General features: G+C 72.5%; 24 protein-coding genes. 16 read left to right on the top strand and 8 right to left on the bottom strand.

Translation table 11 applies throughout. The features are described from left to right. Positions 1–6 precede the first annotated feature (6 nt). A complete protein-coding gene (locus H7A73_RS02030; RefSeq protein WP_017887924.1) occupies positions 7–201 on the top strand; it encodes a hypothetical protein in 195 nt (64 codons plus the stop codon). Positions 202–255: 54 nt separating this feature from the next. Continuing rightward, complete coding sequence (locus H7A73_RS02025) at positions 256–1,941, top strand: bifunctional 3'-5' exonuclease/DNA polymerase (RefSeq protein WP_182064436.1); 1,686 nt, start codon at positions 256–258, stop codon at positions 1,939–1,941. 21 nt (positions 1,942–1,962) lie between these two features. On the opposite strand, the gene H7A73_RS02020 is transcribed toward H7A73_RS02025, so the two are convergent. Beyond that, a complete protein-coding gene (locus H7A73_RS02020) occupies positions 1,963–2,508 on the bottom strand; it encodes a cysteine hydrolase family protein (protein ID WP_182064435.1) in 546 nt (181 codons plus the stop codon). A gap of 77 nt (positions 2,509–2,585) precedes the next feature. Here H7A73_RS02020 and H7A73_RS02015 point away from each other — a divergent pair, with 77 nt between their 5' ends. The 5 genes from H7A73_RS02015 to H7A73_RS01995 all read left to right on the top strand — a co-directional run bounded on the left by H7A73_RS02015 (position 2,586) and on the right by H7A73_RS01995 (position 8,952). Continuing rightward, entirely contained in the window at positions 2,586–3,404 is an 819-nt protein-coding gene (locus H7A73_RS02015; protein ID WP_182064434.1) for a phosphatase PAP2 family protein, read from the top strand. Positions 3,405–3,536: 132 nt separating this feature from the next. Next, a complete protein-coding gene (locus H7A73_RS02010; RefSeq protein ID WP_182064433.1) occupies positions 3,537–5,132 on the top strand; it encodes a serine/threonine-protein kinase in 1,596 nt (531 codons plus the stop codon). Positions 5,133–5,191: 59 nt separating this feature from the next. Further along, the gene (locus H7A73_RS02005) at positions 5,192–8,404 is read left to right on the top strand and encodes a GH92 family glycosyl hydrolase (RefSeq protein ID WP_259362655.1); all 3,213 of its coding nucleotides are present in this window, start codon (positions 5,192–5,194) and stop codon (positions 8,402–8,404) included. A gap of 34 nt (positions 8,405–8,438) precedes the next feature. Further along, complete coding sequence (locus tag H7A73_RS02000) at positions 8,439–8,669, top strand: hypothetical protein (protein ID WP_017887929.1); 231 nt, start codon at positions 8,439–8,441, stop codon at positions 8,667–8,669. Positions 8,670–8,733: 64 nt separating this feature from the next. Further along, entirely contained in the window at positions 8,734–8,952 is a 219-nt protein-coding gene (locus H7A73_RS01995; protein WP_182064432.1) for a hypothetical protein, read from the top strand. A gap of 112 nt (positions 8,953–9,064) precedes the next feature. On the opposite strand, the gene H7A73_RS01990 is transcribed toward H7A73_RS01995, so the two are convergent. The 4 genes from H7A73_RS01990 to H7A73_RS01975 are packed head-to-tail and all read right to left on the bottom strand — an operon-like array spanning position 9,065 to position 12,045. Next, complete coding sequence (locus tag H7A73_RS01990) at positions 9,065–9,592, bottom strand: GNAT family N-acetyltransferase (RefSeq protein ID WP_182064431.1); 528 nt, start codon at positions 9,590–9,592, stop codon at positions 9,065–9,067. Positions 9,593–9,629: 37 nt separating this feature from the next. Continuing rightward, on the bottom strand, positions 9,630–10,568 hold the full coding sequence (locus tag H7A73_RS01985; RefSeq protein WP_182064430.1) for an aldo/keto reductase family oxidoreductase: 939 nt from the start codon (positions 10,566–10,568) through the stop codon (positions 9,630–9,632). A 51-nt stretch (positions 10,569–10,619) separates the two neighbouring features. Then, positions 10,620–11,240, bottom strand: a complete 621-nt coding sequence (locus tag H7A73_RS01980; protein WP_182064429.1) for a CG0192-related protein — start codon at positions 11,238–11,240, stop codon at positions 10,620–10,622. A 49-nt stretch (positions 11,241–11,289) separates the two neighbouring features. Next, complete coding sequence (locus tag H7A73_RS01975) at positions 11,290–12,045, bottom strand: SDR family NAD(P)-dependent oxidoreductase (protein ID WP_182064428.1); 756 nt, start codon at positions 12,043–12,045, stop codon at positions 11,290–11,292. 34 nt (positions 12,046–12,079) lie between these two features. Between H7A73_RS01975 and H7A73_RS01970 the strand changes: the two genes are divergently transcribed. Further along, complete coding sequence (locus tag H7A73_RS01970; RefSeq protein WP_182064427.1) at positions 12,080–12,946, top strand: putative RNA methyltransferase; 867 nt, start codon at positions 12,080–12,082, stop codon at positions 12,944–12,946. A gap of 13 nt (positions 12,947–12,959) precedes the next feature. Here H7A73_RS01970 and H7A73_RS01965 read toward each other — a convergent pair whose 3' ends face one another. Both H7A73_RS01965 and H7A73_RS01960 read right to left on the bottom strand, forming a co-directional pair. Beyond that, positions 12,960–13,493, bottom strand: a complete 534-nt coding sequence (locus H7A73_RS01965; RefSeq protein WP_182064426.1) for a hypothetical protein — start codon at positions 13,491–13,493, stop codon at positions 12,960–12,962. Between the two features lie 95 nt (positions 13,494–13,588). Further along, positions 13,589–14,008 carry a VOC family protein gene (locus tag H7A73_RS01960; protein WP_182064425.1) on the bottom strand — a complete coding sequence of 140 codons (420 nt, stop codon included), beginning with the start codon at positions 14,006–14,008 and terminating at the stop codon, positions 13,589–13,591. Between the two features lie 62 nt (positions 14,009–14,070). Between H7A73_RS01960 and H7A73_RS01955 the strand changes: the two genes are divergently transcribed. From H7A73_RS01955 to H7A73_RS01925, 7 genes are all read left to right on the top strand, one after another. Further along, a complete protein-coding gene (locus H7A73_RS01955; protein ID WP_182064424.1) occupies positions 14,071–15,015 on the top strand; it encodes a helix-turn-helix transcriptional regulator in 945 nt (314 codons plus the stop codon). A gap of 251 nt (positions 15,016–15,266) precedes the next feature. Then, complete coding sequence (locus tag H7A73_RS01950; protein ID WP_017887940.1) at positions 15,267–15,356, top strand: potassium-transporting ATPase subunit F; 90 nt, start codon at positions 15,267–15,269, stop codon at positions 15,354–15,356. Continuing rightward, complete coding sequence (gene kdpA / locus H7A73_RS01945) at positions 15,356–17,038, top strand: potassium-transporting ATPase subunit KdpA (RefSeq protein ID WP_182064423.1); 1,683 nt, start codon at positions 15,356–15,358, stop codon at positions 17,036–17,038. The genes H7A73_RS01950 and kdpA overlap by 1 nt, the downstream gene beginning before the upstream one ends. Next, complete coding sequence (gene kdpB, locus H7A73_RS01940) at positions 17,035–19,131, top strand: potassium-transporting ATPase subunit KdpB (protein WP_182064422.1); 2,097 nt, start codon at positions 17,035–17,037, stop codon at positions 19,129–19,131. Before kdpA ends, kdpB begins: the two co-directional genes overlap by 4 nt. Before the next feature lie 2 nt (positions 19,132–19,133). Further along, positions 19,134–19,736 carry a potassium-transporting ATPase subunit KdpC gene (gene kdpC / locus H7A73_RS01935; protein WP_182064421.1) on the top strand — a complete coding sequence of 201 codons (603 nt, stop codon included), beginning with the start codon at positions 19,134–19,136 and terminating at the stop codon, positions 19,734–19,736. A gap of 121 nt (positions 19,737–19,857) precedes the next feature. Beyond that, positions 19,858–22,350, top strand: coding sequence for an ATP-binding protein (locus tag H7A73_RS01930; protein ID WP_182064420.1), 2,493 nt, complete (start codon positions 19,858–19,860; stop codon positions 22,348–22,350). Then, positions 22,347–23,045 (top strand): response regulator, encoded by a 699-nt coding sequence (locus H7A73_RS01925; protein ID WP_182064419.1) that lies wholly within the window; start codon positions 22,347–22,349, stop codon positions 23,043–23,045. The genes H7A73_RS01930 and H7A73_RS01925 overlap by 4 nt, the downstream gene beginning before the upstream one ends. Here H7A73_RS01925 and H7A73_RS01920 read toward each other — a convergent pair. Then, positions 23,029–23,874 carry a helix-turn-helix transcriptional regulator gene (locus tag H7A73_RS01920; RefSeq protein WP_182064418.1) on the bottom strand — a complete coding sequence of 282 codons (846 nt, stop codon included), beginning with the start codon at positions 23,872–23,874 and terminating at the stop codon, positions 23,029–23,031. The two genes, H7A73_RS01925 and H7A73_RS01920, sit on opposite strands and share 17 nt — an antisense overlap. 110 nt (positions 23,875–23,984) lie before the next feature. Here H7A73_RS01920 and hxlB point away from each other — a divergent pair, with 110 nt between their 5' ends. After that, complete coding sequence (hxlB, locus tag H7A73_RS01915) at positions 23,985–24,548, top strand: 6-phospho-3-hexuloisomerase (RefSeq protein ID WP_182064417.1); 564 nt, start codon at positions 23,985–23,987, stop codon at positions 24,546–24,548. The last annotated feature ends 2 nt before the right edge of the window (positions 24,549–24,550 follow it).

The raw sequence follows: 24,550 nt of genomic DNA, 5'->3' as shown, positions 1-24,550 counted from the left end.
CACGGCATGACGAAGCCCGATCACGACCACCTCGACGACGGCGTCGACATGACGTTCGAGGAACGACGACAGGACACGTTCCGCCGCATGTCCGGATCCGACGAGCACGACGCCGATCCGAGGGTCGAGGTCTCCCGTGCCGAGGACGGCGACGTCCGCATCGACGTCGCCGACACCGCGGCGGTCCGACCCGGCGAGTGACCCCCGTTCCGGCCCTGGTCCACCGGGGTCGGTGGGGCACGGCATGATCGTGTCGTGCACCTCGTCCTCCGCCGCGTCGACGGCGGCGTCCTCGCGACGCCCCTGACCGACGCTGGGACCGCCCGGGGTGAGCCGACCAGCCTGGACGAGCCGGGCCTCCCGGCCTTCGTCGCGGCGCACGATGCACCGGGCGTGCGCTGGGTGTGGGACGACACCGCGCGCTGGTACCCGGCCGTGCTCGCCGCGGGTGGTCGGGTCGGTCGCTGTGTCGACCTGCGCCTCGGTCGTCGTGTCCTGCGGGCCGCGCTCGCGGCGCGGGGATCGGCGCTCGCCGCTCGGCCGGCCGACGCCCTGGACGCCCCGGTCGCGGAAACCCGCGTGGTCCGGCCGACGCAGGCCCAGCTCTTCGACGACGCCCTGTTCACGGCTTCCGTGCCCGACGACGAGGTCGATCCGGTGGCGGAGTTCCGCTCCCAGCTCGCCGCGGTGGCGGGGTCGAGCGCTCCGGGTGCGCTCCGCCTGCTGCTCACCGCGGAGTCGGCCGGTGCGCTCGTGGCGGCCGAGATGCTGCACGCCGGACTGCCGTGGCGTGCCGACGTGCACGAGCGGCTGCTCGAGGACGCCCTCGGGCCGCGCGTGCCCTACGGGGTGCGGCCGCGACGCCTCGAGGAGATCGCCGCCGTCGTGCGCGAGCGCCTCGACGACCCCGGTCTCAACCCGGACTCACCCGCCGACGTCCTGAAGTCGCTGCGCCGGGCCGGCCTGATGGTCACGAGCACGCGGAAGTGGGAGCTGCAGGAGATCGACCACCCCGTCATCGAGCCCCTGCTCGAGTACAAGCGCCTGGCGCGACTGCTCACCGCCAACGGCTGGACCTGGCTCGACGACTGGATCCGCGACGGACGGTTCCACCCGAAGTACGTCGTCGGCGGGGTCGTCACCGGGCGCTGGGCGGCCGACGGCGGGGGAGCGATGCAGTTGCCGAAGGGCATCCGCGGGGCGGTCATCGCCGACCCCGGGTGGAAGCTCGTGGTGGCGGACGCCGCGCAGCTGGAGCCCCGGGTGCTCGCCGCGATGTCCGGCGACCGGGCGATGGCCGCTGCCGGCGACGGGCGCGACCTGTACGACGGCGTGGTGGCCTCGGGTGCGGTGGAGACCCGGCAGCAGGCCAAGGTGGCGATGCTCGGAGCGATGTACGGGGCGACCCAGGGCGAGGGCGGTCGGCTCGTGCCACGCCTGGTCCGAGCGTTCCCGCAGGCGCTCGACATGGTGGAACGGGCCGCGCGGGCGGGGGAACGCGGCGAACCCGTGACGACGCTGCTCGGGCGGACGTCACCAGTGCCCGAGGACTCGTGGTTCGAGGCCCGCAACCAGGCGTACACGGTCGAGGGCACCCCGGCGATGCAGCGTGCGGTGGAGTCCCGTGCCCGAAGTTGGGGGCGGTTCACGCGCAACTTCGTGGTGCAGGGGACCGCGGCGGAGTGGGCGCTCGCGTGGATGGGGTCGCTGCGGTCGCGGTTGCTCGCCCGGTTCCCCGGGGCCGTGACCGACGGGCCGCACCTGGTGTTCTTCGTGCACGACGAGATCGTGGTGCACGCGCCGGCGGAGCACGCCGAGTGGGTGGCAGAGCAGATCCGGGAGGCCGCCGTCGATGCCGGGCGGCTGTTGTTCCAGGACTTCCCGGTGACGTTCCCGCTGTCGGTCGCGGTCGTGGGGGCGTACTCGGAGGCGAAGGACTGAGGCGGGTGCCTGGAGCGGCGATCACCCCGCCGCCGCGAACTCCACCCGGTCGTGCCGTGCAGTCGCGAAGCGCTGGCCGGGGTAGCGCAGCCCGGCGAAGTACATGTTGGTGTGCGCGACGATCTGCTCACCGGTGATGACGACGCCGTCGTGCTCGGCATCGGTCGTCGTGTGCGCGTCGGAGACGAGGGTGACGTCGAACCCGCGTACCGCTGCTGCCTGGGTCGTGGTGCGCACGCAGTGGTCACTCTGGGCGCCGGCGACGACGAGGTGCCGCACCTGGAGCGCCGAGAGGACGTCGGCGAGATCCGTGTCCGCGAACGAGTCCCGGTACGTCTTGCGGACCAGCGGTTCCCCGGGGACGCGTTCGAGCGGAGCGGCGAGCTGCCACTCCGGTGAGTCGACCGCGAAGTCGTCGTGGTCCTGCACCCAGATGACCGGGATGCCTGACGCGCGTGCCCGATCAACGAGCACCGCGGTCCGCTCGAGGACGCCTCGGGCGTCGAAGCAGTCACGCACGACGCCCGCCTGCAGGTCGATGACGACGAGTGCGGTCGAGGAAGCCATGACGTGATTGTGGCAGTGTGGCGCACCGTGCTGCACTGCCCGGGACGGCTCCCGGCGGCTTCGGGCAGGGTGGACGGATGCACACCGAACGCGGGGACGCCGCCGACCGCACCGTCGGCGAAGTCGATCTGACACGCTGGCGCTCGCGGGCCGGCCGCAGTGTCGCCGGTGCGTGGACCGCGCTCGGCAAGCGGTACGGCGCCATGCCCCTCCTGCTCCTCACCCTCGCCGTCGGCCTGGGCGTCGCCGTCCTCGCCACGTGGATCGCCTCCGAGGTCTACGACGCCGTCCGGGAAGCCGACGACGTCGCCGTGCTCGACCGACCGGTCCTCGACTGGGCGCTCACGCTCCGATCGCCCGCAGCGGACACGCTCGTCACCTGGTGGACCGACATCGCCGGCACGATCGGGATGCCGATCGTCGCGCTCGGCTTCCTGGTCGGCTTCACGATCCAGCGCCGTGCGTGGACGCCACTGGTGCTCCTGGTCGCCGCGAGCGGTGGTTCGCTGCTCATGACGATCGCGGGCAAGGACCTGATCGGTCGCGCCCGTCCGCCGCTGTCCGACGCGGTGCCGCCGTACGAGACGTCGCCGTCGTTCCCGTCGGGGCACACGCTCAACTCCACGGTGATCGTGGGAACGATCGTGTACCTGCTGCTCCTGCGGCAGTCGCGCGTCGTCACCCGGGTGTGGACGATCGTCGTGGGCACCCTGTTCGTGCTGTCGGTCGGGGCGTCCCGGGTGCTCCTCGGGCACCACTGGCTGACCGACGTCCTGGCGGCGTGGGCGCTCGGACTCGCCTGGCTCGCCCTCGTGATCACGGCGCACCGGTTGTACCTGACGGCGCTCCACCACGGTGCCGAGCCCGCGCCGGACGTCGACCGAATCACTTCGTGAGCAGAAGAGGTCGGGTCGTTCGCCCGCACCCGACGTCTTCTGCTCACGAAGTCGCAGGGCCCCGCTCCGCCCCGCCAGGCCCCGCGCCCGAACGGCAGAGCGCCGTCAGCCGCGACCGGTAGGTTGCCGGGCATGGAAGAACGGGTCTTCGGCGGCAGGTACCGCGTCACGAGCACGCTCGGTCACGGTGGCATGGCGTCCGTGTACCGGGCGGTCGACGAGCAGCTCGGCCGCGAGGTCGCGGTCAAGGTGTTCCGCATCGGCCCCGTCGACCGCGGTGAACGCGCCCGCGCCGAGGCGGAGATCCAGACCCTCGCGACGCTGCGCGCGCCAGAGCTCGTCACGCTCTACGACGCCGCGCTCGACGACGTCGACGGCGACTCGTACCTCGTCATGGAACTCGTGCCGGGCAGTGACCTGGCGACCCGTCTGCGCGAGGGCCCGCTCGACCCCGCGACCGCCGCCCGCCTGGGTGCGCAGGTCGCCGACGGCCTGGCTGCCGTGCACGCGCAGGGGATCGTCCACCGTGACGTGAAGCCCGCGAACGTCCTGCTCGAGAGCGACGGCCGGCACGTCAAGCTCGCCGACTTCGGGATCGCCCTGCTCCGTGACGCCTCACGGGTGACGGGGACGGGGACCGTGATGGGGACGGCCGCGTACCTGGCCCCGGAGCAGGTCCTGGCGAAGGAGATCACCGGCAAGGCCGACGTCTACTCGCTCGGGCTCGTGCTGCTCGAGTGCATGACCGGCCGCCAGCCGTTCCCGGGCAGCGCCGTCGAGTCGGCCACCGCCCGGCTCACCCGTTCGCCCGAGATCGACCGGCAGCTGCCCACGGCCTGGCGCACGCTGCTGCACGTGATGACCGCGCAGGACCCGGCGGAGCGACCGACGGCAGCCGAGGCGGCCGAGCGCCTGCGCGCGCTGGGCCGCGACGAGCCGACGAACGCGACGCAGCTGCTGCCCGGCGCACCCGGTGCGGTGACGGCTGCGGCCGCCGGCGCTGCGGGGGCCGCGGTCGGCGCCGGTGCTGCCGCAGCGGCGAACGCGGACGACCGGACGCAGGCGATGCCGGCGAGCGAACTGCCGAACGGCGGCGCGCGTCCGGGCGACGACGCCACCCGCGTCCTCGACACGCAGCGTCCGCACCCCGCCGACGACGTCTCGACGACCGTCCTCGGCGCCCAGGCGAACGGCCGCGGCGCATCGGGCCCGAGCGGGCCGACCCCGCCGCCGGTCACGCCCCGCCCGGTCCGGGGCGACCAGCCGGAGGACCAGCCGGGGAAGAAGAAGCGCGGACCGCTCATCGCCGCGATCATCGTGATCGTCCTGGTGCTCATCGGCATCGGGGTCGCGGTGTTCGCCCTGAACGGCGACGACGACGGCACCCCGGCCCCGACGGACACCACGTCGACCGCCCCGACCGAGCAGCAGCCGTCCGAGGACCCGGGCGAAGAACAGCAGCCGAGCGAACCGGCCGAGCAGCAGCCGTCGCAGGAGCAGCAGCCGTCGCAGCCCGCCGAGGAACCCAGCGAAGGGCCGAGCGAACCGACCCAGCCGGAGCAGCCCACGCAGGACCCGCCCGTCGGCCCGGAGCCGAGCACCCCGGCCTCGAACCCGGTGCAGGAGCCGCAAGACGGCACCGGCGCCGCCGACACCGGCGCGATCGACACCACGTCGGACACCGCTCCCGGCAAGTCCGGCAGCGCCCCGGGACACAACAAGGGCTGACGACCGGCACGGACACGCCGGGGTTTTCGTCCAGCCCCTGGAGCAAATAGGCTCGATCCGTGCGAGAACTGCAACGGAGCGGTGGTCCGACGACGGCCGTGGCCGCTCGGAACGGTGTCGGCTTCGGTTCCGCCGAGGCCTGGCTCGTCGAACGACCAGCGGATGCGTGCGTGGCCGAGGCGATCGTCCCCGGGTTCGCTGCGCGCACCATCGCCGCCGGTGACGAGCTGTCCTGGGTCTGGTTCCCGGAGCGGACCCTGCCCGACGGGGCGTCGGAACCGACGGAAGCAGACCTGCCGCACTTCTGGGATGCCACGGCCTTCGCCGTCGACGTCGTCTTCACCGACGGCTCGCGGCTGCGTGACCACGCCGGGGTCCGCGACCAGTACGGCGACGCGGTCACCCCGCACGCGCAGGACGCGGCCCGCAAGCTGTGGGTGGACCAGTGGAACCATCGCGCGGTCGACCTCACGCCGTTCGCGGGGCTGGTCGTCGACCGCCTGGAGGCCCGGCTCGGCTCCGACGCACCGGCTGCGGCCACCGACGCCGAGCGTCCCGCACTGCGTGGCTGGCTCGACGCCGTCCGGATCGGTCCCGCGCGGCCGACCCCGACGTCCCCGCTCGGCCACGTCCGGACGACCCGTGGTACCCAGGCCTCCTCCCGGTTCTCCCGCGGCAACAACGCCCCGCTCGTCGGTGTCCCGCACGGCGGGGTGTTCGGCCTGCCGATGACGGACGCCTCGAGCAACCGCTGGCCGTACGCGTACCAGGAGCACGACCGGCTCGACGACCAGGGGCGGCTCCGCCCGGCGATCCAGGCCTTCGCGACGAGCCACATCCCGTCGCCGTGGATGGGCGATCGCGGGGTGTTCCAGGTGATGCCCTCGCCACTCAGCACCCCCGACGTCGAGCGGGCCGCCCGGGCGCTCGGGTTCGACCACGAGGACGAGCAGGACGGCCCACACCGCTACCGGGTCGCCCTCGACCACGGTGTGACCGCCGAGCTGACCGCGGGCGAGTTCGCCCTCGGGTTCCGGTTCACCGGTACCCGCAGCGTCGTGCTCGACCACCACGGCCGGGTGTCCGACGTCTCCGTGACGGTCACCGACGGCACCGCCGTGGTCGAGGCGCTCCTGGACGACCGCCCCGGCACCCCGCCGCACCACGTGCACCTGCGGGTCGCCGGGGTCACCGCCGACCACACGACGGTCGGCGAGCACGAGCTGCGCGGCTGGCTGTCCGTGGGGGAGGACAGGGGCGCGGACGCCCCGGTCGACGTCCTGCTCGGCATCTCGACCGTCTCGATGGAGGACGCCCGCGCGAACCTCGACGACGCCGGCGCGTTCGACGCCATGCGGTCCCGTGCCGAGGCACTGTGGACCGAGAAGCTCGCGACGCTGACCTTCGACGGCGCGACCCCCGACCAGCTGACGAGCCTGTACTCCGGCCTGTACCGGCTGTTCCTCTACCCGAACCGCGCCGGGGAGACCGCCCTGACCGGCACCCCGCGGCACCGCTCCCCGTACGGCGCCGTGCTGGCGGACCCGATCCGGGACGAGCCCGGGCCGGAGATCGTCGAGGGCCCGTTCACCACCACGAACGGCTTCTGGGACACCTACCGCACGGCCTGGCCGCTCCTCGGACTCCTGACCCCCGAGACCGCGGGCGAGCTCGCGCAGGGCTTCGTCGAGCACCACCACGACGGCGGGTGGACGCCCCGCTGGAGTGCTCCCGGCGCCGAGGACTGCATGACCGGCACCACGAGCGACACCGTCTTCGCCGATCTCGCGGTGAAGGGCGTGCGCGGCTTCGACCTGGCCGAGGCGTACCGGAGCGCGGTGCGGAACGCGACCGTCCCGCCGCGTGACGAGCGCGTCGGACGCAAGGGGAGCCTCCCGGGCGCCTTCCGCGGCCACGTCGACACGGCGACCCACGAGGGGATGTCGTGGACCCTGGACGCGGCCATCAACGACTGGGGGCTGGCCGTCATGGCGGGCCTGCTCGCGTCACGGGCGCGGACGCCCGCCGACCTGTCCCGCTACGAGGCCGAGGCCGAGTGGTTCGCCCGCCGGTCGCTGCAGTACCGGCACGTCTTCGACTCCGAGCGCGGGTTCTTCATCGGCCGCGACCCGGACGGCTCGTGGCGGGTCGGCACCGAGTTCGACCCGCGCGACTGGGGCGACGACTACACGGAGACGAACGCGTGGGGCACCGCGTTCACGGCACCGCACGACGGCGCCGGCATCGTCGACCTGCACGGCGGGCCGGAGCGGTTCGACGCGGCCCTCGACGCGTTCTTCGCGACCCCCGAGACCGGCGCCCTGGCGCGGTCCGGCTCGTACGGGTTCCCGATCCACGAGATGACCGAGGCCCGCGACGTCCGGATGGGCATGCTCGGGCTGTCGAACCAGCCGGCGCACCACATCCCCTTCTTCCCGATGTTCACCGGGCGGCACGACGACGCGCACCGCATCGTCCGCGAATCGCTCGAGCGTCTGTTCGTTGGGTCCGACCTCGGCCAGGGCTACCCGGGCGACGAGGACAACGGCGAGATGAGCGCCTGGTACGTCTTCGCGACCATCGGCCTGTACCCGCTGGCGCCGTCGACCGGTACCTACGTGCTCGTGCCGCCGTCGGTCCGCAGGACGGTGCTGCGGCAGCCTGGGCCCACGCCGCCGGTTCCTGACCGACGCGCCAGCGGCGGGCAGGCCGTGCCGGTGGGGAGAGGATCGCCTACCGTCATCGAGATCGCCGCCGGCTCCGCAGGCGGGTACGTGGCGTCGGTGACGGTCGACGGCTCGCCCTGGTCCTCGGTCACCATCCCGCACAGCGTGGTCGTGGCCGCGTCGCGGATCGAGTTCACGCTGTCCGACGAGCCGCAGGGATGGGCGTCGGACACCCGCCCCGTCTCGGCCTCCGATGTGCACGGCCACCGGGACGCCCCGGTGGACGTCCTGCCGGTCGGGGCCTCGGCGCTCACCGACGACACCGGCCGCACCGTCACGGCGCTCGGCGCGGGGGAGTCCGTGTCCTTCGACGTGACGTGCCCGGCCGCGTCGTTGTACACCGTGACGGCGGCAGCGCCGGGGTCCTACTCGTGGCAGGTCGGCCTCGACGACGCCGTCACCGCTGTCGACGGCGCCGAGTTCACGTGGGCCGGCCAGACCCGGGTGTTCCGGATCCTCGGCGGTGGGTCGTCGTTCACGTTCACCGCCGGCACCGACCTGGCGCTGACGCAGCTCGAACTCATCGCGGCCGACGGACAGCGTTGACCCGACGTTCACCGAGCGGGAGCATGCTCGCCCCATGTCGATGAGCGCACCGTTCGATCCCGAACAGCAGGGCCGGTCCATCCCCGTGGACGGCAGTGACGAGTCCGAACTCGAGATGGAGGAGGACCGCGGCGCGGACGTCGGCGACGACTCCGCCGACCCGAGCGTCTCGCCCGTCAGCCACCACGACGAGGACGAGGCCGGCGGCGGCCCGGTGTTCCGGCGTCCGCACGCTGGCGAGCGACTGCACCCGGACGACCTCTGACCGTTCCGGGGCTCCTCCGGGGTTTCTTGGGCGATTGCCAAGCGGCTCGGGCATGCTCGTGCGCATGTCGATCGCGAACTCGTGGGACCCGTCCGGTGGCCGTGCAATCCCGGAGGACCAGGCGAAGGAGGACGGGCTCGAACTCGACGAGGACCCGGCGATGCTCGGGATCTCGTTCGACGTCGTGGGCGGTGCCTCCGCGGACCCCGCCGGGGTGTCCCCGGTCGACGTGCACGTGCCGACGCCGAGGTCTGCCGACGTCGACGCCGCCTCCGACGACTAGCGCGGGCCTGGTCGAACCCGGCGTACCGAGTTGCATCGGGCGTACCCGGTCGGAAGTTCTGACCAGGTACGCCCGGGAGCACCTCGCATCGCACGTGTTCTGGGAAGGAACCTCAGCGCGCGGAGGGGTCGGGGACGCGGTACTTGAACCCGACGTGCGAGCCGGTGAAGCCGAGGCGCTCGTAGAACCGGTGCGCATCCGTGCGGGCGGCGTCCGACGTGAGCTGCACGAGCGGGGTTCCGAGCTCCGGTGCTGCGACGTCCGTGACCCACCGCACCAGCGCGCTCCCGATGCCTCCGGAGCGCAGAGCACTGCTGACCCGCACCGCCTCGACGAGCAGTCGGGTGGCACCACGACGAGCCATCCCCGGGATCCGCGTGAGCTGCAGCGTGCCGACGAGTCGACCGTCGGTGTCCTCGGCGACGAGCAGCGCGTTCGCCGGGTCGTCCACGATCGATCGGAGTGCCTCGGCGTACTGCGGGCGGTCCTCCGGCGCAGCGACGTCTCCGCGCGCGGCGCTGATCGGATCGTCAGACAACAGCGTCATGAGTGCGTCGAGGTCCTCGTCCACGGCGTTCCGCAGCGTCACCTCGCCGGAGCGTGTGGTCAGGCGGACGGGCAGGGCGAGGTCGTGGAGCACGATCCCACCCTGCCCGAGCCGACCGGGCCGTTCCTGCTCAGGGGACGGTGTGTCCGGCTGCGGTGAAGATCCGGTACCACTCCTCGCGCGACAACTCGACGTCCGAGCCGGCTGCCGAGTCCCGCACGCGCTGCGGGTTCGTCGTGCCGAGGACGACCTGGAAGTGCGCGGGGTGACGGGTGATCCACGCGACCGCGATGCCGGTCGGGGTGACACCGTGCGCGGCGGCGACCTCTTCGAGCACGTCGTTCAGCTCGGCGTACTGCTCACGGTCGCCCAGGAAGACCCCGTCGAAGAAGCCCTTCTGGAACGGCGACCAGGCCTGCAGCGTGATGTCGTTGATGCGCGAGTAGTTGAGGATGTCGTTGTCGCGGGAGATCGACTGCTCGAGGCCGCCCATGTTCGCGGTCAGGCCCTGCGAGATCACGTTGGCGTGCGTGATGCTCAGCTGGACCTGGTTGAACGCGAGCGGCTGGCGGACGTGCTTCTTGAGCAGGTCGACCTGGCCGGGGGTGTGGTTCGAGACGCCGAAGTGGTGCACCTTGCCGGCGGCGTGCAGCTCGTCGAAGGCCTTCGCGACCTCTTCCGGCTCGACCAGGGCGTCGGGGCGGTGCAGCAGCAGGACGTCGACGTACTCGGTCTGCAGTGCCTCGAGCGACTCGTGCACGGACTCGAGGATGTGCTCGTACGAGAAGTCGAAGTAGGCGCCCTTCGGCGTCGGTCGGATGCCGACCTTGGTCTGCAGCACGATCTCGGCGCGCTCCGCGGGCGACAGCGTGACGGCCGCGCCGAACCGCTCCTCGCAGCCGTGCCACTCGCCGTAGACCGCCGCGTGGTCGAACATGTTCACACCCGCATCACGCGAGGCGCTGTAGAGCGAGCGGATGTCCTCGTCGCTCATGTCGTTGATCCGCATCAGTCCGACGACGACGTCGGAGGCGGTGAGGTCTGTCTGTGGCAACTCCAGTGTCTTCACGCCGTCGATCCTGCCAGCCGGTTCCCGGCACAGGCAGGCCCTGCCAGTACCTCAGGCGCGTTCGGGCAGCAGGACGGCGAGTACCTCGGAACCGTCCGTCCACGTCCCGGTCAGCGTCTCGCCCTCGGGCAGGGCCGTGCCGACGGCCCGAGCGATGATGAGGGTGCCGTGGTCGGTCGCGATCGACGTCACGGCGTCCGCGGTGGTCGCTCGCACCGAGGTGACGCTGGGGGAGTCGGGTTCGGAGCCGCTACCGCGGGCCCAGGCGTCCTTCGGCCGCTGTCCGGCACCGTTGGCCAACTCGAGCTCCGCTTCGTGCCCACCGGTGACGATCGCTCGGCGCAGGACGTCGGCGTGGACTGGATCGACCACCGCGTCGTACACCCACCGTCGCCCGAGCACGGAGTGGTCCATCGCGGTAACCAGGAACGCGTCGGCGCCGGGCAGCGGTGCGTCCCGGTAGGTCAGTGGCGCCTGCAGGACCCGGCCGTCCTCGGTGCGGACGAGCAGCACTTCGACGCCGACCTCGCCGGCGGGGTCGTCGAACCGGAACTGCCCGATGACCTCGAGCGGTGCTCCCGCGACGACGCCGCTCCACGCCTGGTCGGGGAGCCAGGCGGCGAGCGCCTCGGCCTTGGAGGGGCGGAGGGTTGCCTGCTCGATGACTGCCATGTCCCGACCGTACTGCCGCGAAGCACCCCGCCGTCGGCACACGTCGAGCTCAGTGGACGGAGAACCCGCCGTCGACCGCTATGGACTGCCCCGTGACGTAGGCTGACCCGGGCCCGGCGAGGAACACCGCCGCCGCGGCGAAGTCCGACGCCAGCCCGTTCCGGCCGACCAGCGTCCGTGCGGCGAGGGCCGCCACCGTCGCCGGGTCGGAACCGAGCCGCTCGTTGAGCGGAGTGCGCACGAAACCGGGGACGAGGACGTTGGAGGTGACCCCCTGCGCGGACCAGGCCTCTGCCTGGGACCGGGCCAGCGCCTCCAGGCCGGCCTTGGAGACCCCGTACGCGCCGCTGGCGGCGAAGGGGCGGTGGGCCTGCTGCGAACTGATCGACACGATCCGTCCGTACCCACGGGCCGCCATGCCGGGTGCGAGCCGCTGCCCGAGCACGAACGGCGCGTCGAGGTTGACGGCCATCGTGGCGTCCCAGGTGGCCTCGTCGAGTTCGGCCATCGGTGGCCGGAGGTTGATGCCGGCGGAGTTCACGAGGACGTCGACGTCGCCGGCCACATCGGCGAGCGCGTGTGCTCCGGCGCGCGTGGACAGGTCCGCGACGACGCCGTCGGCGGACCCGCCAGCAGCGCGGACGTCGTCGACCGTCGCGTCGATGGCGGACCCCGTCCGGGCGGCGACGAGCACGTGGGCACCCGCGTCCGCGAGCGCGGTGGCGATGGCGCGGCCGATGCCGGAGCTGCCTCCCGTCACGAGTGCGGTGCGTCCGTCGAGGCCGAAGAGCTGCTGCAGCGACATCCGGTCAGGCTACCGAGGCCCGTACGCTGGGCCGGTGCGTGACGACCTGCTGCCGATGCTCGCCTGCCCCGTGTGCGCCGAGCCCCTCGGTCGCGTCGACGGCGGCCAGGTCGGCTGCTCGAACGGTCACCGGTTCGACGAGGCGAAGCAGGGCCACCTGACGCTCCTGCCCGCGAAGCGGCGGGCACTCACCGCGGACACCACCGAGATGGTCGACGCGCGGCTGCGGTTCCTGGGGCGCGGGCACTACGCGCCCGTCGAGCGGGCGCTCGCCGCGATCGTCGCGGACGCCACCGCGCCCGGCATCGTGCTCGACGTCGGTTCGGGACCGGGGACCTACCTGGCGCATGCGCTACGCGCGGCGGACGGGAGGCCCGTGGTCGCGCCGGACGCGCTTGCACCTGTCGGCTGTCAGCCGACTCGACGACTGGGGGTGGCGTTGGACCTGTCGGCCGTCGCGATCCGGCGTGCGGCACGCATCCACGAGCGGGCGGGGGCCGTCGTCGGTGACGTGACCGAGCGCCTCCCGGTCGTCGACGACGCAGCCGCGGTCGTGCTGGACGTCTTCGCACCCCGCAACCAGACCGAGTACGCCCGCGTCCTGCACCCCGACGGCGTGCTCGCGGTGGTGACCCCGCGGACCGGCCACCTGGCGGAGCTCGCCGAGGCGACGATCAGCGTGGACCCGGAGAAGGAGCGCCGGCTGCACGACTCCCTGACGCCGTCGTTCGCGCTGCGGTCCTCCGAGGACCTGATGTGGACGATGGACCTGTCGGCGGAGGACGTCCACGACGTGGTGCACATGGGGCCGAGCCACCACCACGTCTCGGCGGAGCAGGTGTTCGCGCCGACGAGTGTGACCGCGACCGTGACGGTCAGCACGTGGAGCCGCTCGGGCTGATCCTCCGACCTGATCAGCGCTCGCCGACGTCCCGCGGACTGCCCTGTTCGGCCCACCGACGGGCGGTGTGGGCTCGCCCGCGCGCACGGTCGACGGCCATCCCGGTCCGGGCGAGCAGGAGCACGGCGCCCACGCTCCCGGCTCCGATCGGCGTCACGAACAGTCCGAGGTCGATCCCGGGCATCCGCCACCAGTCGATCGACCAGGCGGCGACGAGTGCGAACCCGAGCAGGAGCGCGCCCGTCCACCACCACCGCCCGGGGATCCGGACGGTACCGAGCCCGGCGAGCACGAGGAGCGCCCAGCACCCCTCGGGCGCGAAGGACCGTGGGTCGTTCGTACCGCAGCTGGACACCGCGCACTGCCACTCGACCTGGTCGGCCACGCCCGCGTACCAGTGGAACAGCAGCGCGGCAGCGACGACGGCGATGAGTGCGACCGGTGGCCCGATCCACCGCCACACGCTGCCGAACCGAGAGCGGCGTCGGCGGGCGGCCGCCCATCCGTCCCCGAGCTCGTAGCCGGGCATCGGACGGAACTCGGGCATGCCAGCACGCTACCGGCGGCCGGGTTCCGTGGGGAAGTGCTTCACAAACGTCCGTGCGTCGGTGCGGCCGGGGCCGTCCCGACCGCACCGCCGCGTCACTCGGTCGGCGCCGCGACGTCGAGCTGCCAGACCACGCCGAACCGGTCGCACAGCTGCCCGGCCAACGGTGCCCAGGCCGATGGTTCCAGGGGCTGCCGGACCTCGGCGCCGTCGGACAGTGCGGCCCAGTACCGCTCGATCTCGGCGGTGTCGTCGCCGTGCACGAACACGTAGAAGGCGTTCGATCCCTGGTCGTAGGGCTGGCCGGGCCAGACGTCGAAGGCCATGATCCGGAAGCCGGCGTCGGTGGACACCTGGCCGAAGACGATGCGGTCGGCCCAGGCCGGGTCGTCCAGGGCGCCCATCTGCCCGTACGTGGCGGCGGTGACCTCGCCGCCGAAGACCGATGCGTAGAAGTCGAGCGCCGCGCGGGCGTCGCCGTCGAAGTTGAGGTGGGTTGTCGTTTCGATGCTCATGGGACGAGGATGACGGGCGATGCGGTCAGATCGTGTCCGCTTCTCGGACGAAGATGGTCGACATGGCCGGACCCTCCGCACGCATGCTCGCGCTGCTCTCCCTGCTGCAGGTGCACCGTGACTGGCCGGGCGACGAGCTGGCCGGACGGCTCGAGGTCAGCTCCCGCACCGTCCGCCGCGACGTCGATCGGCTCCGCGGCCTGGGGTACCGGGTCGAGGCGCTCCGCGGCCCGGCCGGTGGCTACCGGCTCGAGGCCGGCTCCGACCTGCCCCCGCTGCTGTTCGACGACGACCAGGCGGTGGCGATCGCCCTGGCGCTCGCCGTGGCGCCGGCATCGGGGGCGGACGTCGCCGAGTCGGCGGCCCGTGCCCTCGCAACCGTTCGGCAGGTGATGCCCGCGCGCTTGCGGTCCCGGGTCGACGCGGTGCAGGCCGTGACCGCGACGAGCCGGACCACCACGCACCCACAGGTCCTGGTGGCGGTGAGTGAGGCCGTCCACCTTCGCGAGGTGTTCCGCTTCGGGTACGGCGAGGACGAGACCCCGCACCGGGTGGAACCGCACGCCGTCGTCGCCCGGAACGGTCGCTGGTACCTGCTCGACTGGGATGCCGACCGCGACGACTGGCGCACCCACCGCATCGACCGGATCACGCCGCGGATGCGCACCCGGGTCCCCTTCACGCCGCGACCGATCCCCGGTGGTGATGCGGCCGCGTTCGTGTCCGCGCGGTTCAAGGGGTCCGCGGTCGACGACGTGTGGCCCTGCACCGGTTCGGTGTCGATGACCGCGGGCGATGCGCGGCGGATCGCGCCGTACCTGCCCGAGGACGCCGTGGTCGAGCAGCTCGAGGGCGACCGCGCCCGCGTCACCCTCGGGTCGTGGTCGTGGGACGGACTCGCTGGCGTCGTTGCGGGGTTGATCGTGCCGGTGCGGGTCGAGGGGCCGGACGGACTGCGCGGTGCGGTCTCCGAGCTGTCGAGACGACTCGCGACGGCGGCCGGTTGAGCTGGGTCGGTCGCGCGCGTTAGGGCGGCGCATGCGTCCGTCAGGGCGGCGTGAGGGAACCGTTAGGAGCGGTCTGGAGGCGCGGCGCAGGACCCAGCATCGGTTCGGCACCACTCGTGGCGCCGGTCCGCGTCACCCGGCGCGGACACCGCAGACCTTCTGGAGTCCCTCGTGTTCGACGTGTTCGTCGTCGCCGGTGTCCTCGCCGTGTTCGGCGTGGTGGCACTGATCGCCAAGGGGGTGGAACGGCTGTGATCGGCATCACCATCGCGGCCGCCGTCCTCGGCATCGCCGCAGTCGTGTACCTCGTCTGGGCGCTCGTGCGTCCGGAGCGCTTCTAGTGGGCGCCGCGGACGTCTGGGCGGGCATCGCCCAGGTCGCCACGCTCGTCCTGCTGCTCGTCGTCGCGTACCGTCCGCTCGGTGACTGGATGGCGAAGGTCTTCACACCCGTCCGGCACAACCGCATCGAGCGCGGGGTCTACCGGCTGATCGGGGTCGACCCGGACGCCGAGCAGTCCTGGCCCGTGTACCTGCGCGGCGTGCTGCTGTTCAGCGTCGCCGGGCTCCTGCTCGTCTACCTGCTGCAGCGCATCCAGGTCGTCCTGCCCGGCGACCTCGGGCTGCCGGCCGTCGGACCCTCGCTCGCGTTCAACACCGCGGCGTCGTTCGTCGCGAACACCAACTGGCAGTCGTACTCGCCCGAGGTCACCGTCGGCTACACGGTGCAGATGGCCGGCCTCGCGGTGCAGAACTTCCTGTCCGCAGCCGTCGGCCTCGCCGTGGCCGTCGCCCTGGTGCGCGGGTTCGCCCGCCGCAAGTCCGGCACGCTCGGCAACGTGTGGGTGGACATCGTCCGCGGGCTCGGCCGACTGCTGCTGCCCGGGGCCTTCGTCTTCGCGATCGTCCTCGTCGCCGGCGGGGTCGTCCAGTCGTGGGGGAGCGGTACCGACGTCACCACGCTCATCGGCGGCACGCAGCACATCCCGGACGGGTTCGTCGCCTCGCAGGAGGCGATCAAGGAACTCGGCACGAACGGTGGCGGCTACTTCAACGCGAACTCGGCGCACCCGTTCGAGAACCCGCAGGCGTGGACGAACCTCGTCGAGATCTTCCTGATGCTCGTCATCCCGTTCTCGCTGCCGCGCACCTTCGGCCGCATGGTCGGCGACGACCGCCAGGGCTACGCGATCCTCGCCGTGATGGGCGCGATCTTCCTCGTGTCCCTGTCGGTGATGTCGATCGCCGAGCTCGGCGGCGCCGGGGTGGCGACGCACGCGGCCGGCGCGGCGATGGAGGGCAAGGAGACCCGGTTCGGGATCCTCGGCACCACCCTGTTCGGCACGACGTCGACCGCGACCTCGACCGGTGCGGTGAACGGCATGTTCGACAGCTTCACGCCCATCGGCGGGATGATGGCGATGCTGAACATGATGCTCGGCGAGGTCACGCCGGGCGGCGTCGGGTCCGGCCTGTACGGCATGCTCGTGCTCGCCGTCATCACGGTGTTCATCGGCGGTCTACTCGTCGGTCGCACGCCCGAGTACCTCGGCAAGAAGATCCGCGCGAAGGAGATGACCTTCGCGGCGCTGTACATCCTCGTCACGCCGACGCTCGTGCTCGTCGCCACCGGGCTCTCGCTCGTGATCCCCGGCGTCCGCGAACAGGTGCTCGGCACGTCGATCTACAACCCCGGCAACCACGGACTCTCCGAGTTGCTCTACGCCTTCACCTCGGGTGCGAACAACAACGGCTCGGCCTTCGGCGGGCTCACCGCGAACACGACCTGGATGAACTCCTCGCTCGGCGTCGTGATGCTGCTCGGCCGCTTCGTGCCGATGGTGTTCGTCCTGGCGCTCGCCGGGTCGCTCGCCGCCCAGGACCGCGTGCCGGAGACCGCGGGCACGCTGCCCACCCACCGCCCGCTGTTCATCGGGCTGCTCGGCGGCGTCGCCGTCATCGTCACCGCACTCACCTACTTCCCGGTGCTCGCACTGGGTCCGCTCGCAGAAGGACTGTCATGACCACCGTGACCTCCGAGCACGAGGCGACCACCGCCCCGGAGCCGGCCACCCGCTCGTCCGCGTTCGGGCCCCGCCAACTGGTGGCGGGCCTCCCGGGCGCCCTGCGGAAACTCGATCCGCGACTCATGTGGCGGAACCCCGTCATGTTCATCGTCGAGGTCGGCGCGGCGCTGACGACGGCAGCCGCCGTCGTCGAGCCGTCCGCGTTCACCATCGCCATCGCCGTGTGGCTCTGGCTGACCGTCGTCTTCGCCAACCTGGCGGAGTCGGTGGCCGAGGGCCGGGGCAAGGCCCAGGCCGACACGCTGCGGAAGACCCGCTCGACCACGAGCGCCCGACGGGTGCTCGGCTACACGCAGGCCGACGCGGCTGCGACCGCGAACGAGACCGAGGAGGTCGCGTCCGTCGACCTGGCCAAGGGCGACGTCGTCGTGGTCGTCGCCGGCGAGGTCATCCCGGGCGACGGCGACGTCATCGACGGCATCGCCTCGGTCGACGAGTCGGCCGTCACGGGCGAGTCCGCACCGGTCATCCGCGAGTCCGGCGGCGACCGCAGCGCCGTCACCGGAGGCACCCGGGTGCTGTCGGACCGGATCGTGGTGCGCATCACCTCGACGCCGGGTGAGACCTTCATCGACCGGATGATCCGCCTGGTCGAGGGTGCGGCACGGCAGAAGACGCCGAACGAGATCGCGCTGAACATCCTGCTCGCCTCGTTGTCGATCGTCTTCGTGATCGTCTGCCTGACGATGCAGCCCATCGCGGGACTCGTCGGTGCGACGGTCAGCGTGCCGGTGCTCATCGCCCTGCTCGTCTGCCTCATCCCGACCACCATCGGAGCCCTGCTCTCCGCGATCGGCATCGCCGGCATGGACCGGCTCGTGCAGCACAACGTGCTGGCGATGTCCGGACGTGCGGTCGAGGCCGCCGGGGACATCACGACGCTGCTGCTCGACAAGACCGGCACGATCACCTACGGCAACCGTCGGGCATCCCGCGTGGTGCCGGTGCCGGGGGTGTCGGAGGCCTCGCTCATGGAGGCCGCCGCGCTGTCGAGTGCTGCCGACAGCACACCGGAAGGACGCTCGATCGTGTCGCTCGCTGCGGACGCCGGGGTGACGCCGATCCTGCCGGACGGGGCCGTCGAGGTGCCGTTCACGGCGCAGACGCGCATGTCCGGTCTCGACCTGTCGGACGGGTCGCAGATCCGGAAGGGTGCTGCTGCTGCAGTGCTCGCCTGGGCCGGAACCCCCGAAGCCGGTGTGACGGCTGCGATCGACGCGACCGTCGCCGAGGTCTCCGACCAGGGCGGGACCCCGCTCGTCGTCGGCCGCCGCTCCGCGGACGGTGTGGTCACGCTGCTCGGTGTCGTGCACCTGAAGGACGTCGTCAAGGACGGCATGGCCTCGCGCTTCGCCGAACTCCGGTCGATGGGCATCCGCACCGTGATGATCACCGGCGACAACCCCCGCACGGCGAAGGCCATCGCCGCGGAGGCCGGCGTCGACGACTTCCTCGCCGAGGCCACGCCGGAGGACAAGCTCGCCTACATCAAGCGCGAGCAGGAGGGCGGCAACCTCGTCGCCATGACCGGTGACGGCACCAACGACGCCCCGGCCCTGGCCCAGGCGGACGTCGGCGTCGCGATGAACACCGGCACGACGGCGGCGAAGGAGGCGGGCAACATGGTCGACCTCGACTCCGACCCGACCAAGCTCATCGACGTCGTCCGCATCGGCAAGCAGCTCCTCATCACCCGTGGCGCCCTGACCACCTTCTCCATCGCCAACGACGTCGCGAAGTACTTCGCGATCATCCCGGCGATGTTCCAGGCGGCGTTCCCCGGGCTCGCGGCGCTCAACGTGATGGGCCTGCACAGCCCGTCGTCCGCGATCCTGTCGGCCGTCATCTTCAACGCGCTCGTCATCGTGGCGCTCATCCCGCTGTCCCTGCGCGGCGTCAAGTACCGCGCAGCTGCGGCGTCGTCGATCCTCGGCCGCAACCTGCTCGTCTACGGGCTCGGCGGCGTGGTCGTCCCCTTCATCGGCATCAAACTGATCGACCTCGTCGTCGGTCTCATCCCGGGGTTCTAGTCATGGCATCTGCACGTTCCACCTTCCGTTCCGCCGGTGTGGCCATCCGCCTCACCCTCGTCGCCACCGTCGTCCTGGGCGTCGGCTACCCGCTCGCCGTCTGGGGCGTCGGACAGGCGGCGTTCCACGACCAGGCCAACGGCTCGATGGTCACGGACTCGTCCGGCACGGTCGTCGGTTCCTCGTTGATCGGGCAGTCGTTCACGGGCGAGCAGGCCGACCGCTGGTTCCAGTCGCGGCCGTCCGCCGCCGGCGAGGACGGTTACGACGCCGGTGCGTCCTCCGGCTCGAACCTCGGGCCGAACAACCCCGACCTGCTCGAGGCCGTCGAGGACCGTCGTGCGGCGCTGGCGGAAGCCGATGGGGTCCCCGCCGCGCAGGTGCCCGCCGACGCCGTGACCGCGTCCGGTTCGGGGCTCGACCCGGACATCAGCCCCGCCTACGCGGCCCAGCAGGTGGCTCGAGTGGCTGCGGCGCGGGGCGTCTCGGAGGACACGGTGCGGGCGCTCGTGGCCGCGAACACCGAGTCACGGCAGCTCGGGTTCCTCGGCGAGCCGGTCGTGAACGTGCTCGCGCTCAACCTGGCACTGGCGAAGGCGTCCTGAGCGTGGGTGACCCCTCCGCAAGACACCGGTGCTCGCGCGTCGAACACCCGCAATCCGCGGCGCGACAGGTGAACACCGGTGTCTTGCGGAGACCGGCCGACCGACGCGAGAGGATGAGCACGTGAAGCGCGGGAAGCTGCGGGTCCTGCTCGGTGCGGCGCCCGGTGTCGGCAAGACCTACACGATGCTCGAAGAGGGGCGTCGCCTGCTCGACGAGGGTCGCGACGTGGTCGTGGCCGTCGTCGAGACGCACGAGCGCGCCGCCACCGCAGCCCTGGTCGACGGGCTCGAGGTCGTGCCCCGCCGCACCGTCTCCCACCGCGGGGTGGAGCTCGACGACCTCGACCTCGACGCCGTCCTCGCCCGGGCCCCCGAGATCGCACTCGTCGACGAGCTCGCGCACACGAACGCCCCCGGTGGTCGCCACGACAAGCGCTGGCAGGACGTCGAGGCGCTCCTCGCCGCCGGGATCTCGGTGGTGAGCACCGTCAACGTGCAGCACATGCAGTCCCTCGGCGACGTCGTGCGCGAGATCACCGGCACCGTGCAGCGCGAGACCGTCCCCGACGCCGTGGTGCGCGCGGCGGACCAGATCGAGGTCGTCGACCTCGCCCCGGCGGCCCTGCGGGAGCGGTTGTCCGACGGCCTCGTGTACCCGGCGGCCCGGATCGACGCGGCGCTGTCGAACTACTTCCGCCTCGGCAACCTCACCGCACTGCGCGAGATCGCCCTGCTCTGGCTCGCCGACGAGGTCGACGACGCGCTCAAGGCCTACCGCGCCGAGCACGGCATCGAGCACCGGTGGGAGACCCGGGAACGCGTGCTCGTCGCCTTGACCGGAGGCCCCGAGGGCGAGACCCTGCTGCGCCGCGGTGCCCGGATCGCCGCCCGCAGCGCCGGCGGCGAGCTCGCCGCCGTGCACGTCACGACGAACGACGGCCTACGCGAGCGGCACCCCGGCGCGCTCGGCAAGCAGCGGACCCTGCTCGAGCAGCTCGGTGGCACCTACCACCAGGTCGTCGGCGACGACGTGCCGAGCACGCTGGTGCGGTTCGCGCGGTCGATCGACGCCACCCAGATCGTGATCGGGGTCAGCCGCCGCAGCCGGCTCGCGGCCGCCTTGACCGGTCCGGGGATCGGCAACACCGTGATCCGCGAGTCCGGCGACATCGACGTCCACGTCGTCACGCACGAGCGCGCCGGCGGCGGGATCACCCTGCCCAAGCTCGGCGGCAGCCTGTCACGCGGCCGGGTAGTCGCCGCGTTCGTCCTGTCCGTCCTGGTCGGGCCGCTGCTCACCTGGGTGCTGTCGATCGGCAGCGACCCGGACGCCATCACGGTGGACGTGCTGGCGTACCAGCTGCTCGTCCTGGTCGTGGCGCTCGTGGGTGGGATGTGGCCGGCGGTGTTCACGGCCGTGCTGTCCGGGCTGAGTCTCGACTACTTCTTCGTGCAACCCCTCTACATGGTCACCGTCCAGCAGCCGTGGCACCTGTTCGCCCTGGTCATGTACGTGATCAGTGCGGTGCTGGTCAGTTTCGTGGTCGACCGGTCCGCTCGCCGATCACGTGCCGCCCGTCGGGCCTCTGCCGAGTCCGGGCTCCTGATGGGCATCGCCGGCAGCGTGCTCCGCGGCGACGACGCCCTGCAGGCGCTGCTCGACCGCACCCGTGAGGCCTTCGGCTTCGCCGGCGTCCGGATCCGCCAGGGCGACGAGGTGCCGGCGACCTCCGGCGAGTTCGGCGCGACGCCGGACGCGTCGACGACGCTGGCGTCCGGCGCCGTGCTCGAGTTCGCCGGCGCGCCCGACGACCCGACCCAGCGCCGGCTGCTGCGGGTCGTCGAGCAGCAGCTCGACGCCGCCGTCGAGCACCGCGAGCTGACACGCACCGCCGTCGGCGCCGAGCGCATCGCCGCCGCCGACCGGGTCCGGAGTGCGCTGCTCGCGGCCGTCGGCCACGACGTGCGCCGACCCATCGCAGCGGCCTCCGCCGCCGTGCAGACGCTGCGTGCGCCCGACATCGACCTGTCACGGGCCGACCGGGAGGCGCTGCTCGCGACCGCCGACGAGAGCCTCGGTCAGCTGGCGGTGCTGTTGGCGGACCTGCTGGACGTCAGTCGTGTCCAGGCCGGTGTCCTCGCGGTCACCCCGGCTGCGATCGCGCTCGAGACGGTGGTCGCCCCTGCACTCGACGAGCTGGAGCTCGGCCCCGACGACGTCGACCTCGACCTGCCCGCGGACCTGCCGCCGGTGCTCGCCGACCCGGTCCTGCTGCAGCGCGTCGTGGTGAACCTGCTCGCGAACGCCGCCCGGTACGCGCCGGACGGCACCCACGTCCGGGTCGCCGCGAGCGCGTTCGCCGGCGGGGTGGAGCTCCGCGTCGCCGACCACGGCCCCGGCATCCCCGAGGACCGCCGTGACGAGGTGTTCCAGCCGTTCCAGCGACTCGGCGACACCGACAACGAGACCGGCCTCGGGCTCGGCCTGGCGCTCGCGCGCGGGTTCACCGAGGGCATGGGCGGCACGATCGAGGTCGACGACACCCCGGGCGGCGGGCTCACCGTCGTGGTGCGGCTGCCGATCGCCGGGCACGTGGGAGTGGAGATCCGATGAAGGTCCTGATCGCTGACGACGACGCGCAGCTCGTCCGCGCGCTCTCGGTGACGCTCTCGGCGCGCGGGTACGACGTCGTCACGGCTCGGGACGGGCGCGAGGCGATCGACGCCGTCATCACCGAGCGCCCCGACCTGGTGCTGCTCGACCTCGGCATGCCCCGGCTCGACGGCATCGGTGTGCTCGAGGGCGTCAGGGCCTGGTCGCAGGTGCCCGTCCTCGTGCTCTCCGGGCGGACCGACTCGTCCGACAAGGTCGACGCGCTCGACGCCGGAGCCGACGACTACGTGACGAAGCCGTTCCAGATGGACGAGCTGCTTGCCCGGCTGCGGGCGCTCGGACGGCGGCGGGTGGTGGCGTCGGAGGAGACCCCGACGATCGCGATCGGACCGCTGCTCGTGGACCTCGTCGCGAAGCAGGTCACCCCGGCGGAGGGCCCCGCGATCCGCCTGACGCCCACCGAGTGGCGCCTGCTCGAGGTCCTGGTCACGAACCCGGACCGCCTGATGACCCGCGAGATGCTGTTGACCGAGGTCTGGGGGCCGACGCACGGCAACGACTCCGGGTACCTGCGGCTGTACATGGCGCAGCTGCGGCGGAAGCTCGAGCCGGACCCCGCACACCCCCGCTACCTGGTCACCGAGTCCGGCATGGGGTACCGCTTCGCTCCCGGCGGCGTCACGCCCGCGAACTGAACGCCGCGAGCTCCGCCCGGGTCCGGGCGCCGTGCTTCCGGAGCAGGTTCGCGACGTGGTACTTCACGGTGTTGACGCTGATGCCGAGTCCCTCGGCGATCTCCCGGTTGCCGACACCGGTCGCCACGAGCCGCAGCACGTCGCGCTCCCGCGGGGTCAGGTCGCCGTCGTCGACCGCGTCCACCTCGGTCGGCCGCGGGTCGAGCGGCAGTGAGATGTCGAGCACGGACCCCCAACCGGGCGTGCTCGCGACCTGCACCCGCCCGTCGAGCGTGACGACCCGCTCCGCGATCGGCCGCATCGCGTCGTCGTGCACGTCGAGCGTGCCGGAGCCGTCGTCGCGGAGCTGCATGAGCAGGTTCCGGCCGTCGCAGTCCCACTGGATGCGCACCCGCTTCGCCGCACCGTCGTCGACCAGGGCGAGCACCGCGGTCCGGACGATGGCCCGGGCCGCGTGGGCGACGTCACCCGGGAGCGCACGGCCGGTGGCCGGCGGCTCGACGAACTGCACGTCGAGGTCGCCGAACCGAACGAGCGGTCGCAGGTCGGCGCGCAACCGCGAGAACGCGCCGGTGACGGGTTCGAGCAGGGTGCTCCGCTGCTGGTCCGTGACGGTGCGCAGGTCGACCAGGGCGGCCGAGGCGATCTCGACGGCCTCGGCCCGGGCGGCCGCGTCGGTGACCCGCGACGACCGGAGCACGGCGAGGACGGACTCGAGGGTGAGCGCGTGCCGGTCCGCCTGCTCGGCGACCGTGCGGGCGTGCTCGGCGGCCGCGAGCCGGATGGCGGAGCCGCCCCGGGCCTCCAGGCTGTCGACCGATGCGTCCATGGAGATGACCGTACCCGTCCCACCCGAGCGGACGGGCCCACCCGATGGGACGGGACCCCTGCCGGGGCGGGTAGCGGCGGGTACCGGCGCGCGACGGAAGGATCGATGGCATGGCAGCAACCACCGTCTCCGCAGCGCTCGACCTGGTCGTCCGCGAGGTCGGCGACCTGGCAGCCCGCCTCGACGACGCCCCGGCCCAGCGCGCACTCGACCTGATCGAGGGCGCCGACCGGGTGTTCGTCCACGGGGCCGGTCGATCCGGCCTCGCCCTCCGCATGACCGCGATGCGCCTCATGCACCTCGGGCTCGACGCACACGTCGTCGGCGAGGTCACCACCCCGGCCATCCGCCAGGGTGACCTGCTCCTCGTCGCGAGCGGCTCGGGCACGACCACCGGCATCGTGCAGGCCGCGCGGACCGCGCACGAGGTCGGCGCATCCGTCGTGGCGCTCTCGACCACCGACGGCTCCCCGCTCGCCGAGCTGGCGGACGTCACGATCGTCCTGCCCGCCGCGACGAAGACCGACCGCTCCGGCACCGCCTCGGCCCAGTACGCCGGTGGCCTCTTCGAACAGGCGGTCGCCCTGGTGGGCGACGCCGTGTTCCACGCCCTGTGGACCCGAGGCGGGCAGTCCGCCGACGACCTCTGGCCCCGCCACGCCAACCTCGAATGAAA

It is taken from the genome of Curtobacterium sp. ME12 (genome assembly GCF_903970855.1).
GTDB classification, from domain to species: domain Bacteria; phylum Actinomycetota; class Actinomycetes; order Actinomycetales; family Microbacteriaceae; genus Curtobacterium; species Curtobacterium poinsettiae_A.
The sequence above is the reverse complement of the archived record's forward strand: the minus strand, read 5'-3'. Positions and strand labels throughout refer to the sequence as shown.